This is a genomic window from Pseudomonas putida, from assembly GCF_001976065.1.
Lineage (GTDB): Bacteria > Pseudomonadota > Gammaproteobacteria > Pseudomonadales > Pseudomonadaceae > Aquipseudomonas > Aquipseudomonas serbica.
Genome location: NZ_MNAH01000001.1, coordinates 299,061 through 314,381, shown reverse-complemented (window position 1 = coordinate 314,381; position 15,321 = coordinate 299,061). Strand labels below are relative to the sequence as shown.

Annotated in this window: 14 protein-coding genes; 8 read left to right on the top strand and 6 right to left on the bottom strand. The window is 63.1% G+C overall.

The features are described 5' to 3' along the window. Window positions 1–63: 63 nt before the first annotated feature. Entirely contained in the window at window positions 64–981 is a 918-nt protein-coding gene (locus tag BKX96_RS01435; RefSeq protein ID WP_046820423.1) for a LysR family transcriptional regulator, read from the top strand. A gap of 4 nt (window positions 982–985) precedes the next feature. Here BKX96_RS01435 and msrA read toward each other — a convergent pair whose 3' ends face one another. Continuing rightward, entirely contained in the window at window positions 986–1,693 is a 708-nt protein-coding gene (gene msrA / locus BKX96_RS01430) for a peptide-methionine (S)-S-oxide reductase MsrA (protein WP_077182489.1), read from the bottom strand. A gap of 30 nt (window positions 1,694–1,723) precedes the next feature. Continuing rightward, the gene (gene msrB / locus BKX96_RS01425) at window positions 1,724–2,254 is read right to left on the bottom strand and encodes a peptide-methionine (R)-S-oxide reductase MsrB (protein ID WP_077182488.1); all 531 of its coding nucleotides are present in this window, start codon (window positions 2,252–2,254) and stop codon (window positions 1,724–1,726) included. Between the two features lie 151 nt (window positions 2,255–2,405). Here msrB and BKX96_RS01420 point away from each other — a divergent pair, with 151 nt between their 5' ends. Both BKX96_RS01420 and BKX96_RS01415 read left to right on the top strand, forming a co-directional pair. After that, window positions 2,406–3,125 carry a response regulator transcription factor gene (locus tag BKX96_RS01420; RefSeq protein WP_046820426.1) on the top strand — a complete coding sequence of 240 codons (720 nt, stop codon included), beginning with the start codon at window positions 2,406–2,408 and terminating at the stop codon, window positions 3,123–3,125. Next, a complete protein-coding gene (locus tag BKX96_RS01415) occupies window positions 3,122–4,642 on the top strand; it encodes a sensor histidine kinase (RefSeq protein ID WP_077182487.1) in 1,521 nt (506 codons plus the stop codon). The genes BKX96_RS01420 and BKX96_RS01415 overlap by 4 nt, the downstream gene beginning before the upstream one ends. Window positions 4,643–4,769: 127 nt before the next feature. Here BKX96_RS01415 and BKX96_RS01410 read toward each other — a convergent pair whose 3' ends face one another. The 4 genes from BKX96_RS01410 to BKX96_RS01395 all read right to left on the bottom strand — a co-directional run bounded on the left by BKX96_RS01410 (window position 4,770) and on the right by BKX96_RS01395 (window position 9,871). Continuing rightward, window positions 4,770–5,525, bottom strand: a complete 756-nt coding sequence (locus BKX96_RS01410; RefSeq protein ID WP_046820428.1) for a class II aldolase/adducin family protein — start codon at window positions 5,523–5,525, stop codon at window positions 4,770–4,772. Beyond that, window positions 5,522–6,460 carry a CobW family GTP-binding protein gene (locus BKX96_RS01405; RefSeq protein ID WP_077182486.1) on the bottom strand — a complete coding sequence of 313 codons (939 nt, stop codon included), beginning with the start codon at window positions 6,458–6,460 and terminating at the stop codon, window positions 5,522–5,524. The genes BKX96_RS01410 and BKX96_RS01405 overlap by 4 nt, the downstream gene beginning before the upstream one ends. Further along, the gene (locus BKX96_RS01400) at window positions 6,457–8,205 is read right to left on the bottom strand and encodes an amidohydrolase (protein ID WP_077182485.1); all 1,749 of its coding nucleotides are present in this window, start codon (window positions 8,203–8,205) and stop codon (window positions 6,457–6,459) included. The genes BKX96_RS01405 and BKX96_RS01400 overlap by 4 nt, the downstream gene beginning before the upstream one ends. Window positions 8,206–8,266: 61 nt before the next feature. Further along, on the bottom strand, window positions 8,267–9,871 hold the full coding sequence (locus tag BKX96_RS01395; protein ID WP_077182484.1) for a 5-guanidino-2-oxopentanoate decarboxylase: 1,605 nt from the start codon (window positions 9,869–9,871) through the stop codon (window positions 8,267–8,269). 149 nt (window positions 9,872–10,020) lie between these two features. Here BKX96_RS01395 and BKX96_RS01390 point away from each other — a divergent pair, with 149 nt between their 5' ends. The 5 genes from BKX96_RS01390 (at window position 10,021) to BKX96_RS01370 (ending at window position 15,229) form a co-directional block, all read left to right on the top strand. Beyond that, window positions 10,021–10,926 carry a LysR substrate-binding domain-containing protein gene (locus tag BKX96_RS01390; protein ID WP_046820432.1) on the top strand — a complete coding sequence of 302 codons (906 nt, stop codon included), beginning with the start codon at window positions 10,021–10,023 and terminating at the stop codon, window positions 10,924–10,926. Between the two features lie 290 nt (window positions 10,927–11,216). After that, the gene (locus BKX96_RS01385) at window positions 11,217–12,308 is read left to right on the top strand and encodes an ABC transporter ATP-binding protein (protein WP_082240436.1); all 1,092 of its coding nucleotides are present in this window, start codon (window positions 11,217–11,219) and stop codon (window positions 12,306–12,308) included. A 90-nt stretch (window positions 12,309–12,398) separates the two neighbouring features. Next, entirely contained in the window at window positions 12,399–13,511 is a 1,113-nt protein-coding gene (locus BKX96_RS01380) for an ABC transporter substrate-binding protein (protein ID WP_046820434.1), read from the top strand. Between the two features lie 10 nt (window positions 13,512–13,521). Continuing rightward, a complete protein-coding gene (locus BKX96_RS01375; RefSeq protein ID WP_046820435.1) occupies window positions 13,522–14,394 on the top strand; it encodes an ABC transporter permease in 873 nt (290 codons plus the stop codon). Between the two features lie 7 nt (window positions 14,395–14,401). Then, window positions 14,402–15,229 carry an ABC transporter permease gene (locus tag BKX96_RS01370; protein ID WP_077182482.1) on the top strand — a complete coding sequence of 276 codons (828 nt, stop codon included), beginning with the start codon at window positions 14,402–14,404 and terminating at the stop codon, window positions 15,227–15,229. Window positions 15,230–15,321: the final 92 nt, after the last annotated feature.

Here is a 15,321-nt window from a genome sequence, read left to right as displayed (position 1 = left end):
GGTTAGCCACCTGAGCTGGATAAATACTGCAATACTTCAATCATTTTAAAGTCGAACTTGATAATGGATCTGTTCCAGGCAATGACCGTGTACGTCAAAGTGGTAGAGGCCGGCAGCATGACCGGCGCCGCTGCGCAGTGCAAAATGTCCACGACCATGGTCGGCAATCACCTCAAGGCCCTCGAGCAGCGCCTCGGCGTGCGCCTGCTCAACCGCACCACCCGGCGCCAGCGGCTGACCGAATTTGGCACCGCGTATTACCAGCGCTGCCTCGAAGTGTTGGGGTTGGTGGCAGATTCCGAACGGCTGGCCGAGCAAGCGGTGGATGAACCCAGCGGCACCCTGCGCATCTCGGCGCCCCTGACCTTCGGCACGGAAAAACTGGCGCCGGCCCTGAGCGAATTTGCCCTGCTTTACCCGCGGGTAAAACTCGACGTGATGCTCACCAACCGTCGTCCGGACATGCTCGAACACGGTCTGGATGTGGCCTTTCGCCTGGGTGCCCTGGAGTCGACCACCCTGATTGCCCGCCCGCTCATCAACTACACCCTGACCATGTGCGCATCCCCGGCGTACGTGGCCCGGCGCGGCGCGCCACAGAAACCGCAAGACCTGCGCCACCACGATTGCCTGTCCTTCGCCTATCCGGCCGGGGATGACTGGCACTCGGTGGAAAAGGAATGGCGCCTGGCCGGCCCCGAAGGCGAAGTCTCGGTGGCGGTCAGCGGGCCGATGCTGATCAACAGTTCGGCCGGACTGCACCAGGCGGCGCGAACCGGCATGGGCATCGTGATGTTGCCCGATGTCCTGGTCGAGCAAGATATCCAGGACGGCAAGCTGCTGAGCTTGATGCCCGGGTTCACCCCGCCGAGCCGGCCGATGAACCTGATGTATGCACAGGATCGCTACCGTTTGCCGAAACTGCGACGTTTCGTCGACTTCGCCCTGCAGATGTGGGGGATCTGCGGACAACGGCCTTAGCGGCCTACATCCCCGCCTTCACCAGCACCGGTTTGTCCTGATAACGATCCGGGTACAGCTGTTTGAGCTGCGCCACCTTCGGCAAGTCGTTGATCACGATGTAGGGATAGGTTGGGTGCTCGGTGAGGAAGTCCTGGTGTTCTTCTTCCGCCGGGTAAAACCCGTTGTAGCTTTCCAGCTTGGTCACTATCGGCTTGTCGAACGCATGCGCCGCGTCGAGTTGGGCAATGTAGGCCTGGGCGACCCGTTGCTGTTCGCTGCTCTTGGTAAAAATCGCCGAGCGGTACTGGGTGCCGGTGTCGGGGCCCTGGCGGTTGAGTTCGGTCGGGTTGTGCGCCACGGAAAAGTAGATCTGCAGCAACGTGCCATAGCTGACCTGGCTCGGGTCGAAGGTCACCTCCACCGATTCCGCATGCCCGGTATCGCCACCGCTGACGCTTTCGTACTGCGCCGTATTGGCGCCACCACCGGCGTAACCGGAGACGGCATTTTTCACGCCCTTGACGTGCTGGAACACCCCTTGGACGCCCCAGAAACACCCCCCGGCGAATATGGCGGTTTCGCTACGGGCCTGGGTGGTTTCGTCGAGGGTCGGTGGCGGTAGCAGCACTGCCTCTTCAGCCCCGTCAAAGGAAAACGCCGAGCATTGGCCGATGATGCCGGCGGTGGCCAGCCCCAACAGGGTGCGGCGCCAGGTGAACAAGCTCTTCATGTCACAGACTCCAGAGGGATGCAGGGAAATTCAGACAGTCCCGGGCTCGAACTTCAGCGCCAGACCGTTCATGCAATAGCGCAGGCCGGTGGGTTTCGGCCCATCGTCGAAGACATGGCCCAAATGCCCGCCGCAACGCCGGCAGTGCACCTCTTCGCGCAGCATCCCGTAGGAACGGTCCTGACGGGTGGCCACGGCCTTGTCCAGCGGTGCCCAGAAACTCGGCCAGCCGGTGTGGCTGTCGAACTTGGTCGCCGAAGAGAACAGCGGCAATTGGCACCCGGCGCAGGCGAACGTGCCGTCGCGGTGCTCGTTGTTCAGCGGGCTGCTGTAGGCTCGTTCGGTGCCTTCTTCGCGGAGGATTTCGTACTGCTCGTCGCTCAATATGGCGTGCCATTCGCTGTCACTGTGGGTCACTTCGAAGGCCTCGGCGGCGCTGGCGTCGCTGATCAGCGCTGTGCCCATGGAGAATTTCGGCAACAGGCCGATCGCCAGGGCTGCAACACCCAGCCCGCCGCTGGCGAAGAGAAATTGCCGGCGTGAAATGCGTGGTGAAAACATGGCTGTCTCCAGAAAATCCAGGGCTCTTTGATGAAGCACAGCCTAGTCTTGGCTTGATCGCCAAATCCTCACGGGAAGTTAAACAATTCGTGATAACTCGGGCCGTGAAAAACCCGCACAATGCGCTCATCGCGCCGAAGGATTGAGCTGGATGGAACAGACCAAACGCGTCCTCGTGGTCGAGGATGACCTGCATATCGCCGACCTTATCTGCCTGCACCTGCGTGACGAGCAGTTCGAGGTGGTGCACAGCGCCGATGGCACTGAAGGCATGCGCCTGCTGCAACAGGGCAACTGGGATGCGCTGATCCTCGACCTGATGCTGCCCGGTGTCGACGGCCTGGAGATCTGCCGCCGCGCCCGCGCCATGGCCCGCTACACGCCGATCATCATCACCAGTGCGCGCTCCAGTGAAGTGCACCGGATTCTCGGCCTGGAACTGGGTGCCGACGATTACCTGGCCAAGCCGTTTTCCATGCTCGAACTGGTGGCCCGGGTCAAGGCGTTGCTGCGTCGGGTGGAGGCCATGGCACGCAACCTGAAGATGGACGCCGGCAGTTTGCTCATCGACGGCCTGGCCATCGACCCGATCACCCGCGAGGTATCCCTCGACGGCCGGCGCCTGGACCTTACGCCCCGGGAGTTCGACCTGCTGTACTTTTTCGCCCGCCAGCCGGGCAAGGTGTTTTCGCGCATGGACCTGCTCAACGCCGTCTGGGGCTACAGCCACGAAGGCTACGAACACACCGTCAACACCCACATCAATCGCCTGCGCGCCAAGATCGAGGCCGACCCGGCGCAACCGGTGCGCATCCTCACGGTCTGGGGCCGCGGCTATAAATTCGCCACCGGGGAGGAAGCGCAGCCATGAGGCTGACCCTGACGCAGCGCCTGTCCCTGGTGTTCGCCGCGCTGCTGCTGGTGTGCTGCGGCACGTCGGCGTGGCTGCAGGTGCGCTCCAACCAGATGCATGAGCAGGAAGTGGTGCAAGGGCTATCCCGGGATCTGGCGCAGCACATCGCCAGTGACACGGTGCTGATGGACACCCAGGGCCTGATGCCCAATGCCGTGCGCGACCTGTTCAGCAAGCTGATGCAGGTCAACCCCAGTGTCGAGGTGTACCTGCTCGACACCCAGGGCAAGATCGTCGGCAGCGCCGCGCCCGAAGGCCGGATTCGCCGCGAGCGCGTCGACCTGGCGCCGATCCAGCGCCTGCTGCGGGGCGACGCCCTGCCGATTGCCGGTGACGATCCGCGCAGTGTCGATGGGCGCAAGGTGTTCAGCGCCGCACCGTTGAAGGTCGACGGCAAGGCGGTCGGTTATCTCTACGTGGTGCTGCTGGGTGAAGACCACGATCGCCTGGCCGAGCGCGGCGCCACCAGCGCAGCCCTCAATACCGCCCTGCTGTCGATCGGCCTGGTCGCGCTGCTGTGCCTGATTGCCGGTCTCGCCGCGTTCGCGCTGATCACCCGGCCCTTGCGCCGCCTGACCGACACCGTCAGCCAGTTCGACATCGACGGCGTCCCGGTCTCGCCGACCCTGCCCGTCACTGTGGACAAAACCGCCAGCCATGATGAGATCGCCATACTCGACGCCACGTTCCGGCAAATGCAGGCGCGCCTGGGCGAGCAATGGCGTTCCCTGACCCGCCAGGACCAGGAGCGTCGCGAACTGGTGGCGAACATCTCCCACGACCTGCGCACGCCGCTGGCGTCGCTGCATGGTTATCTGGAAACCCTGTCGCTCAAGGACGCCACGCTGTCACCCGAAGAGCGTCGTCGCTACCTGGGCATCGCCCTGGATCAAAGCCGCAAGGTCGGCGGCCTGGCGCAGTCGTTGCTGGAACTGGTGCGGCTGGAACACGGCTTCGTGCAACCGGTGCTGGAGCGCTTCTCCCTGACCGACCTGGCCCAGGATATTTTCCAGAAATTCGAACTGACCGCCGAGGCGCGCCAGGTCGAATTGAAAGCCACCTTCGCCCCCAACGTGTCTGCGGCCTGCGCTGACCTGGGGTTGATCGAACGGGTGCTGACCAACCTGTTCGACAACGCTTTGCGCCACACCCAGCCTGGGGGCGAAATCGAACTGGGGTTGCGTCCGAAGGGGGCGTTCATTGAAGTGACGGTCAGCGACACCGGGCCGGGAATTGCTCCGGAATTACGCGAAGGGTTGTTTTTGCGGCCGTTCAATATCGGTGGCGCACGGCGTGATGGCGGATTGGGGCTGCGGATTGTGCACCGCATCCTGCAGTTGCATGGGCTTGAGATTCAGTTGATCGATGTGCCGGGGCGAGGGGCGACGTTCCGATTTACGTTGCCTGTCGATGAGCAGACCGCATCGGCACTGGCGGTGCGATCCATGAACCTGAATACACCGAGGCAGGCCTGAAAATTTGTGAAGTCTGGCATGGCCCCTTCGCGAGCAAGCCCGCTCCCACAGGGGAACTGCGACATACCCCTTTGTGGGAGCGGGCTTGCTCGCGAAGGGGCCAGCCGGTTCACCACAGAGCCACGGATTAATTCCGATACCCAGGCGCCACCCGCTCCAGCAACCTCAACAACGCTGCCCACGCCAGCTGCATCGCATCCGGATCATTCAGCTCCCCCTCTCCCAGCGCCCGCCCCGGTTCGTTGAACTGGCGCTCGGTGTGCGCACACACCTCGGCCGGCGGCAACACCAGTTCACCCGCCGCCATGGCCGCCAACTGGATGTCGCAGGCTTTTTCCAGGTAGTACATGCGCATGAACGCTTGCCCCACTGTTTCACCCACCGTCAGCAGGCCATGGTTGCGCAGCATCAGCACGGGTTTGTCGCCCATGTCCGCCACCAGCCGTTGCTGCTCGCTCATGTCCAGCGCCACGCCTTCGTAGTCGTGGTAGGCAACCCGGTTGTAGAACTCCATGGAGATCTGATTCACCGGCAACAACCCGCACTTGAGCGCGGCCACCGCGCAACCGGACTTGGTATGGGTGTGCAGCACGCACTGAGCGTCTTCACGCGCGCCATGAATGGCGCTGTGGATCACAAAGCCGGCGGGATTCACCGGGTACGGCGACGGTTCGACGGCGTGTCCATCAAGATCGATCTTGACCAGGTTGGACGCGGTGATTTCGTCGAACATCAGCCCGTAGGGGTTGATCAGGAAATGATGCTCGGGCCCCGGGATGCGCACCGAGATGTGGGTGAAGATCAGGTCGGTCATGCGAAAGTACGCCACCAGTCGGTAACAGGCGGCGAGTTCTTCTCGCAAGCGTTGTTCGGTCGGATTCATGCGCTCACCTTCGCGGTGCAAGCCTCAAGCCCCTGCCCCAACGCGTCCCAGCCATCAAAACCGCGGCGCGCGATAAATACCAGGCGCGTGACGCTCGCCTGTTCGGTGGCCGGCGCAAACTGACTGCGCGTGCCAACGTGCTGCAACCAGTGCGTTTTGTTGCCCTGGGCCAGCCGCACCAGACCCTTGACCCGAAACACGTCACTGGGCAGCGCCTGCAACCAGCCACGCAAACCCTCGGCATCGAGCGCCAAATCGCTCTGCCACAACCAGCTGCTGAACATCTCGCCATGGTCGCCATCGGCAACCCGAGTCAGCGGTTTCAGTGCCCGGGTTTCCAGCTCCAGGTCGGTCTCCAGCCACAAGGCATCGGGCAACTGCGCCTGCACGCTTTCGTGGATTCGGGTCCTGGAGCCCAGTGCATCACGCAGCGCCTGCAACTGAAGCGCGTCGACCAAGTCGGTCTTGTTCAGCAGCAGCAAGTCGGCAGCGGCCACCTGGGCCCTGGCCAGGCGGGCGTATTCACCGTCCAGTTGCAGGTGACGGGTGGCGTCGACCACGGTGATCACCATGTCCAGCTGCATCTGGCTGCGCAGCTGTGGATAAGCCAGGGTCTGCACGATGCGCTGCGGATCGGACACGCCGCTGCACTCAATGACGATACGCTCCAACCTTGGCTCAAGCTGCGCGAGGCTGCCGAGCTGGGCCAGCAGGTCTTCCTGCACGGTGCAGCAGATGCAGCCGTTTTGCAGGCTGTACACCGCGTCAGTCACCTCGGAAACAATGGCGGCGTCGATGTTCAGCTCGCCGAAATCGTTGACGATCACCGCCAGGCGACTGCCTTCGGCGCGGCGCACCATGCGGTTGAGCAAGGTGGTTTTACCGGCACCGAGAAAGCCCGAGACGACGGTCACGGCGATACGTGGCGTGGTCATTCTGCCTTGCCCTCCAGCACCGGTGGTTCGCCCTGCCAGACTGCCTTGAGGCCGACCGCTTCGAGTGTCGAATGACGGTCGTAGACCAGTTGCCCTTCGACGAAGGTCAGCAGCACCTGGGTCTTGTGGATGTAGTTGCGCGCAGGCTTAGCGAACAGGTCACGATCGATCACGATCAGGTCCGCCGCCTTGCCCACTTGCAGGCTGCCGGTGCTGTGCTCCAGGCCCATGGCCACGGCGCCGTTGCTGGTGATCACGGTCAGCGCCTGTTCCAGGCTGATCGGGTCGCCGAAGCAGGCCGGGTCGTCGTTCCACGGGTTCTGCCGGGTGATCATGGTTTCCAGGGCCAGCCACGGGTCGATGGACGCCACCGGCCAGTCGGTGCCCATCACCGCGGTGCCACCGGCGGCGAGCACGCCCTTGAAGTCGTAGATGCGCTTGAGGCGTTCCTGGCCGTAGCCGGAACGCGCGCCGCTGGCGAACGGCGTCGGGTACCAGGCCGCCGGGGAAAACTCGGCGATGACATTGAGTTCCTTGAAGCGTGGCAGGTTACCCGGGTGCAGCAAGGTGCTGTGGGCGCACTGGTGGCGCACGCCGCTGAAACCGTTGCGTCGACGGGCCTCGGCCACCGCATCGAGGAACACGTCGGACGCACCGTCGCCGGTGCAGTGGGCGATCACGCGGATGCCCTTGCGGTCCATGTCCACCACCATGTCGGTGATGTGCTCGGGGGTCAGGTTGAGCTTGCCGCGCCAGCTCGATTCCTGCGGCCACGGGGTCAGCAAGTACGAAGACTTCGGCTCCACAGTGCCGTCGAAGTGGAACTTCACCGCGTTGGCGCTCAGGCGTGCGCTGCGATAGTAATGACGCTCGCCGGCCAGCAATTCCCAGCGACGACGCACCGGAAAAATGTCGTCCTGCCAACTGATCGCCGCTTCGATGCGCACCGTCAGTTCGCCGCTGTCATCCAGTTCCTTGAGGGCCTGCAAGCGCTGTTCGCACACGTGCACGTACTTGCTTGCCGTAACACCCCGCGAGCTCTGGAAGTGCACACCATCGCGATAGGCGCGGCGCAGCACGCTGACCGGGGTCGGCGGCATGGCGGCGTGGATCATCGCGTAGGCGCCGTCGATCATCAGCCCGGTGGGTTCGCCGGTCAGTTCGTCACGCTCGAAATAGCCGTTGCGCGGGTCGCTGGTGTTGCCATCGATCCCGGCCAGTTCCAGGGCCTTGGAGTTGACCATCATGGTGCCCCACATGCGGTCGAGCAGCGCCACGGGGCGGTCGGGCATGACACTGTCGAGCCAGGCGCGGCCCGGGGTCAGGCCGGCTTCACGGAAGGTGTAGCGCACCCAGTACTGGCCGTAGATCCAGCCATCACCCGGATGACTGTCGGCATAGGCGAGGATGCTCTCGCGCAGTTGCTCGGGCGTCGGGTCTTCGATGCCGACGTCGAGGTCATCGGCGTAGCGCGGCGCCAGCGCGAGGTCGGGGTGGGTGTGCATGTCGTGCAGGCCGGGCATGCAGAACGCGCCTTGCAGGTCATGCACACGGGTGTTCGGGCCCTTGAACATCTCGATCTGGCTGAGACTGGCAACACCGATCAACTTGCCATCGCGAATCGCCACCGCCTCGGCCCAAGGGTTGGCAGGGTCCTGGGTGTAGATGCGACCGTTGGCGAGGATCAGGTCGGCGTAGGTCCCCTGCACGGAATGGGTAGAGGAAAAGTTATCGGACTCAGCCATGTAAGCCACCTTTGAGTTCAGGGAGATTGAAAGGTCCGCGGACCTGAAATCTGTTGTTGTTTTAGTCGGCAAGAAAGGTCGCGGCATCGACCTCGATCATCACCGGTACGACGCTGCTGCCCAGTTGCCCCAGCAGCTCGCGCAGGTCGTGCAGGTTGCTCGCCCGGTGATGGGCGACGTGGCAGCTTCGGGCCAGGGCGGCGAAGTCCGGGGTGAGGATGTCCACCCCGAGCAACGGCACCGCCTTGGCGTTCATGTAGTCGCGGATTTCCGCATAGCTGCTGTTGTTCCACAGCAGCAGGATCACACCGACACCCGCTTCCTTGGCAGCGATCAGTTCGGCGCTGGAAAACTGCAGGCCACCGTCGCCGACCAAGGCCACCACCGGCCGCGATGGATCGGCGAGCTTGGCGCCGATGGCGGCGGGCAAACCGTAGCCGAGGGTGCCGTAGCCGCTGCCGGCGTTGAACCAGCTGTTGGGTGTTGGTGCCCGGTAGCCCAGGGCGCCCTGGTACACCGGCTGGGTCGAATCACCGACGATCAGCGGTTGTGGCAAGTGATCACGCAGGGTATCGAGCAAGGCCTGCATACGGCTCTGCTTTGCGCTCCAGCCGGCGTGCTCGAGGGCATTGACCCGGCTTACGCTTTCAGCGGCCCAGGCGAGATCGGCCTGTCGTTGCGGTAGCCGTTCCAACAACGCGAGCAAGCCCTGCTCGGCATCGCCCAGCAAGCCGACCGTGGCCGCTTGCACGCCAAGTATTTGCAGCGGATCGATGTCCAGGCGAATCAGCGGCGCTTTGAACTGCAAGGGGCCAAGGCCGAAAAAGTCGTAGTCGGTTTCCCCAAGCTCGGTGCCGACCGCCAGCACCACGTCGGCCTCGGCGAACAGCTCGCGACCATGGGCCGAGGACTGCACGCCGTCGAGCAAAAGAGGATGTTCGGGGGCCAGCAAACCCCGGGCGTTGGTGGTCAATGCCACGGGGGCCTGAAGACGTTCGGCGAGCGCGCTCAGGGCCGCGCTGGCCCGGCGTGCGCCGCCACCGGCAAGGATCAAGGGGCGCTTGGCGTTCTGGATCAATTCGACCGCACTGGCGATGGCCTCCGGTGCCGGCGCTGGCGCTGCCGGCAGCGCACGCGGGCGCAAGTCCAGGCCCTCGGTGGACATCTCCAACACGTCCAGCGGAATCTCGATGTGCACCGGTCGTGGCCGCGTGCAGCCGAACAGGGCAAAGGCCCGCGCCAGCACTTCGGGCAGTTGTGCCGGGTGCTGCAGCGTGTGACTGAAGGCGCAGACCCCGGCAACAAGTGCGCGCTGATCCGGCAGCTCATGCAGGTGACCGTGACCCAGGCGCAAGTGTTCGCGACGGTTGCAGGTGGAGATCACCAGCATCGGCACCGAGTCCGCGTAAGCCTGGCCCATGGCGGTAATGATGTTGGTCATGCCGGGGCCGGTGATGATGAAACACACCCCGGGCTTGCCACTGGCGCGGGCATAACCGTCGGCCATGAAGCCGGCGCCCTGCTCATGGCGCGGGCTGACGTGTTTCAGGCGGCTGCCATGCAAGCCGCGGTACAGCTCGACCGTATGCACGCCGGGAATGCCGAAGACGGTATCGACGCCATAGCCTTCCAGCAACTGAACGAGCGCCTGGGCACAACGGGTCATGCAGCACCTCTTGGATGAAGGGCCATACCGGCCCGATGACAATTGGCGCTAGTATTGTTGAATCAACCGATACAACAATCGATTTTTTTTGGCCTGACTGTTCGATTTACGTCACCATATGATCCACTCACAACAAGACGGGATGATTTATGCGCTTTCCTTCGATGACCGCTCTTCGCGCGCTGGATGCAGTCGCCCGCACAGGCAGCGTGTCGGTTGCGGCCCGTGAACTGAACCTGACCCGCAGCGCCATCAGTCACCAGATCAGCAAGCTTGAGGAATGTGTCGGCTTCGCCCTCACCGAGCGCATCGGCCGGGGTATCGGCCTGACGTATCAGGGCGAACGTTATGCCCGGGAGGTCCACGGGATTCTGTTGAACCTGCTCGATGCCGGGCAGTCGAGCGACGACCAGGAGATCTCCGGTCGGCTGTGCGTCAGTTGCGCGCCGGGGTTTGCCACCTACTGGCTGTGCCACCACATTGGCGCGTTCCTGCGCCAGTACCCGCAGGTGCAGTTGCAGCTGATTTCCCCGCGCACACCGGATGACATCAGCAACCCCGGCGCCGACCTGTTCATCGCCTACGGGATTGGCGACTGGCCGGAGATGGTCGTCGAAGAGATTGTCGCGCTGCGCTTCTTTCCGGTGTGCAGCCCGCGCCTGATCAACGCGCTGAGCGGCCTGAAAAGCCCCCAGGAGCTGAGCAACTTCGCGTTGCTGCACATGACTGATTACTCGGACTGGCGCGTCTGGCTGACCGCCGCCGGAGCCTCGGGGGTCAACGCGGTGAGCGGCATCCTCTTCTCCGACGCCCACTGTGCGCAGTCGGCCTGCATTGCCGGCCAGGGCATCGCGATCGGCGACAACCTGATCAGCGGCGATGCCTTGTCCAAGGGGCTGCTGGTGCGCCCGTTCGACATCACCATTGATCTACACCGGGGTTATTACCTGGCGGCCGACCCGCAAAAAGCCGAGCGCGCGGTGGTCCAGGCCTTCAGCAACTGGGTCAAGACGCAACTGCAGTCATCCCACCAGACCTGGCAGGACACCCTCTAAACCACACGCCACATCCCCTTGTGGGAGCGGGCTTGCTCGCGAAGGCGGTGTGTCAGTCGCCAAAAAAATTGAATGTGACGCCGCCTTCGCGAGCAAGCCCGCTCCCACAGGGTAAAGCTCTATCTCGGTGCATTGCGCCAGCCAGGTGTTTGTTCAATAAAACTAACCAATACGGGCAAAATAATTCCATTGATGTAGCGATATTTTTAACAATAATAACGCCCAAAGCCCATTTCGGATTTGCCTCCGTCCTCGTACGTCTTATGGGCAATAAAAAGAGGAACCTCATTGTGTCCAGCCGTTCAGCGATTCAGCTCAGCGCTCAAGGTATCAGCCAGTATTACGGCCGTTTCGCGGCGCTGGATAACGTCGACCTGGATGTTCGCCAAGGCGAATTCCTGACCCTGCTGGGCCCCTCCGGCTCGGGCAAGACCACCTTACTGATGATCCTGGCCGGCTTCCTCAGCCCGACCTCGGGCAAGTTGATGGAGCAAGGCGTCGACATCATCCGGCGCTCCGCCGAGAAGCGGAACTACGGCATGGTGTTCCAGGGCTATGCCCTGTTCCCGCACATGACCGTCGCCGACAACGTCGCCTACCCGCTACGCATCCGTAAAGTCCCGGCCGAAGAACGCAACCGCCGGGTCAAGCACATCCTCGAAGTGGTCGGCCTCGGCGCGCACATGCACAAGAAACCCGCCGAGATGTCCGGCGGCCAGCAACAGCGCGTGGCAATTGCCCGGGCGCTGGTATTCGAGCCGGAACTGCTGCTGCTCGACGAACCGCTGTCGGCCCTGGACAAGAACCTGCGCGAACAACTGCAAAGCGAATTGCAGCGCATCCACCGCCAGGTCGGCACCAGTTTCGTGTTCGTCACCCATGACCAGAACGAAGCCCTGGCGCTATCGTCGCGCATCGCGATTTTCAACCACGGCAAGCTGACCCAGGTCGACACCCCGGAAAACATCTACAACCGCCCCGAGAGCCGCTTCGTCGCCGAGTTTCTCGGCAGGATGAACCTGTTCCCGCTGGACAACCTGACCCGCAATGGCCAGACCGCCAGCGGTCGCTGCGGCACCAGCGTGCTGCACGCCCAGGCACCGAACGCGCTGAGCCATGCGCCCATCGTGCTGGCCGTGCGCCCCGAGCACATGGAGCTGCACAGCGATTGCCCGACCCGGGACGGCTACAACGTGATGCCCGCGCAGCTCACCGACAAGGTCTATCAGGGTTCCAGCACTCACCTGTCGTTGAAGGTCGGCGGCGACACCATGCCGATCAACCTGTCCGTGCCCGGCAATCATCCGGGGGCGCTGATGCCCAGCGGCGCGCCGGTGTGGCTGAGCTGGCCGGTGCAGCAAAGCTTCCTGCTGCAGGCCTGAAACTCCAAAACATAGCGTCACAAAGCTCTCTTCCAATGACAACAAAAAGGCCGGTGCCCACGCAGGTACCCGCCGACTGAGGACTCGCCCATGCGCCAGGATCACCAACAAGACTGCATCGAAGTGCTTATCGAGAAGGCCCGTGGCGGTCAGATCAATCGTCGCACCTTCATCCAGGCCATGGGCCTGTTGGCGGCGGTACCGCTGGCGTTGCGCAGTGGCATCAGCTGGTCGGCCGACAAGCCGCTGGTGGTGGTCAACTGGGGCGGCGACGCGCTGAACGCGTTCCGTTCGGCGTGGACCGACACCTTCACCAAGAACACCGGTATCCAGGTTCGCATCGACGGTGCCGGCCCGACCGAGGGCGCGATCCGCTCGCAACTGGCCAGCGGTCAACCGAGCTGGGACGTGGTTGATGTCGAGAGCTACAGCGCCATCGTCCTGGGCCGGGAAAAGATCCTGCAACCGCTGGACTACAACACTATCAAGCGCGATCAGGTGGCCCCGGCGCTCTCCTCCGACTTCGGCATTGCCAGCTACCAGTTCAGCTACGTCATGGCCTGGGACAGCGCCAAGTTTGGCGACAACGGGCCGAAGACCTGGGCCGATTTCTGGGACGTGAAGAAATTCCCCGGCAAGCGCACCTTGTACAAATGGATGAACGGGATGCTCGAAGCGGCGCTGCTCGCCGACGGCGTTCCGGCCGATCAGCTGTACCCGCTGGACGTGCCACGGGCGATGAAGAAGATCGACGAGATCAAGCCTCATGTGCTGTCGTTCTGGAGCTCGGGCGCCGAGAGCCAGCAGTTGATGGTCGACGGTGAAGTGGCGGTGGGCGCGATCTGGCACACCCGCGCCAAGCTGCTCAGCGAAGACACCGACAACCGCGTGCGCTGGAGCTTCGACAACGGTTTCATCAACTCCAGCAGTTGGGCAGTGCTCAATGGCAACCCGGCGGGCACTCAGCCGGCCATGCAGTTCATCCAGCACGCGTTGCAGCCTGAAGGCCAGCTCAAGTTGTTTGAATTGCTGGGCAACGGCCCGTCCAACAGCGCCACGGAAAAACTGATGACGGCCGAGCAGTTGGAAGCCAACTGCGCCTCTGAAGCGAACCTGAAAAAACAGATCGCCCTCAACGCCCAGTGGTACGCCGACAACTACTCCAAAGCCCTGGAAGAGTATCTGACGCGGTTGTCCAAGTGAGCCATCGACCATGACTACGACCCTGACTTCCACCCTGACCGCCCCCAAGCCGCGCTTCAGCTCGCCCGGCCTGGAGCGTGGCTTGCTGCTGTTTCCGCTGCCGATACTGTTGCTGGTCTTCTACGTGTTGCCGTTTCTTGGCGTGGTCGGCTGGAGCTTTTCGCTGCCGACACCTGGCATCGAGCAGTACCAGCGCATCGCCACGGACCCGGCGATCCACGAGATGCTCTGGCGCACCTTGCGCCTGTGCATGACGGTCAGTTGCCTGGCGTTGGTGCTGGGTTACCTGCTGGCGTACTGCTGGGTGTTCAGCCCGCCGTTCTGGCAGCGGGTGGTGGAAATCTGCATCTTCATCCCGTTCTGGATTTCCGTGCTGGTGCGGGCCTTCGGCTGGTTGATCGCCCTGCGCAGCAATGGCGTGCTCAATAACGGCCTGATGGGCATGGGCCTGATCGATCAACCGCTGCAACTGAGCCGCAATGAAATCGGCGTGGTCATCGGCATGCTCCACGTGATGATCCCGTACGCGGTGTTCCCATTGCTGTCGACCATGCGCCAGCTGGACCAGCGCGTGCTCATGGCCTCGCGCGGCCTGGGTGCCGGTGCCTTGCGCACCTTCTGGCAAGTGCTGCTGCCGCAGACCCTGCCGGGCATCCTGGGCGCTTTCATCATGGTCTTCGTGTTCTGCCTGGGCTTTTTCATCACCCCGGTACTGTTGGGTGGCGGGCAAACGGTGATGATCGCCGAGTACGTGTTCCTGCAAATGTTCCAGACCAGCAACTGGGGCCTGGGTGCGGCACTCAGCGTGGTATTGCTGGCCCTGGTCAGCGCGCTGATCTGGGTGCTGTTGAAAATGACCCGCGTGAACCGACTGGTAGGCTGAGATCACTATGAATACCCATCGCACAAGCCTGAGTACCCGCCTGCTGGCCGTGGTTGCCATGGCCTTCATGCTGTTCCCGCTGCTGACGGTCATCCCCGTGTCGTTCACCAGCAAGCGCTTTTTGTCGATGCCCGAAGGCAACTGGTCGCTGCGTCACTACGAGGCGCTGGTGAGCAACCCTGACTGGTTCCATGCGATCAGCCAGAGCCTGGCCATCGCCTTCGCCACGAGCATCATCGCCACCTTGCTGGCGGCCAGTTTCAGCCTCGGCATCTGGTACATGCGCAACAAATGGGCCACGGCGCTGATCGGCCTGGTGCTGTTGCCGATGGCGATCCCACCGGTGATTTCCGCGCTGGTGCTGTACTTCATGGAAACCAAACTGGGTCGCTTCGCCCCCGGCATGGGCTACGACACCCTGACCGGGGTGGTGATCGCCCACGTGATCATGGTGGTGCCGTACGGCGTGGTGACCATGCTGGTTGCCCTCAGCCAGATCGACCGCCGCATCGAACTGGCCTCGCGCAACCTCGGCGCCAGCCTGATGCAAACCACCTTCATGGTGATCCTGCCGAACCTGAAACTGGGCCTGGCCTCCACCGCCCTGCTGGGCTTCGCCCTGTCGTGGGAAGAAGTGGCGGTGACGCTGTTCATCACCAGCGTCAACGTCGACACCCTGCCCAAACGCATCTGGAGCGGCTTGCGCGATAACGTCGACCCGAGTGTCGCGGCGATTTCGGTGTTGCTGATCAGCCTGACCTTGCTGGTGTTGATCGGGCGGCTGGTGGTTCAGCACCTGGCGGACAAACGCGCACAGAAACTGCTGCATCCGTAAACACGCCGGACCTGTAGGAGCCGGCTTGCCGGCGAAGGCGTCTGCAAGACAGGCGCAATGTTCAAGGACGCCTTCGCTGGCAAGCCAGCTCC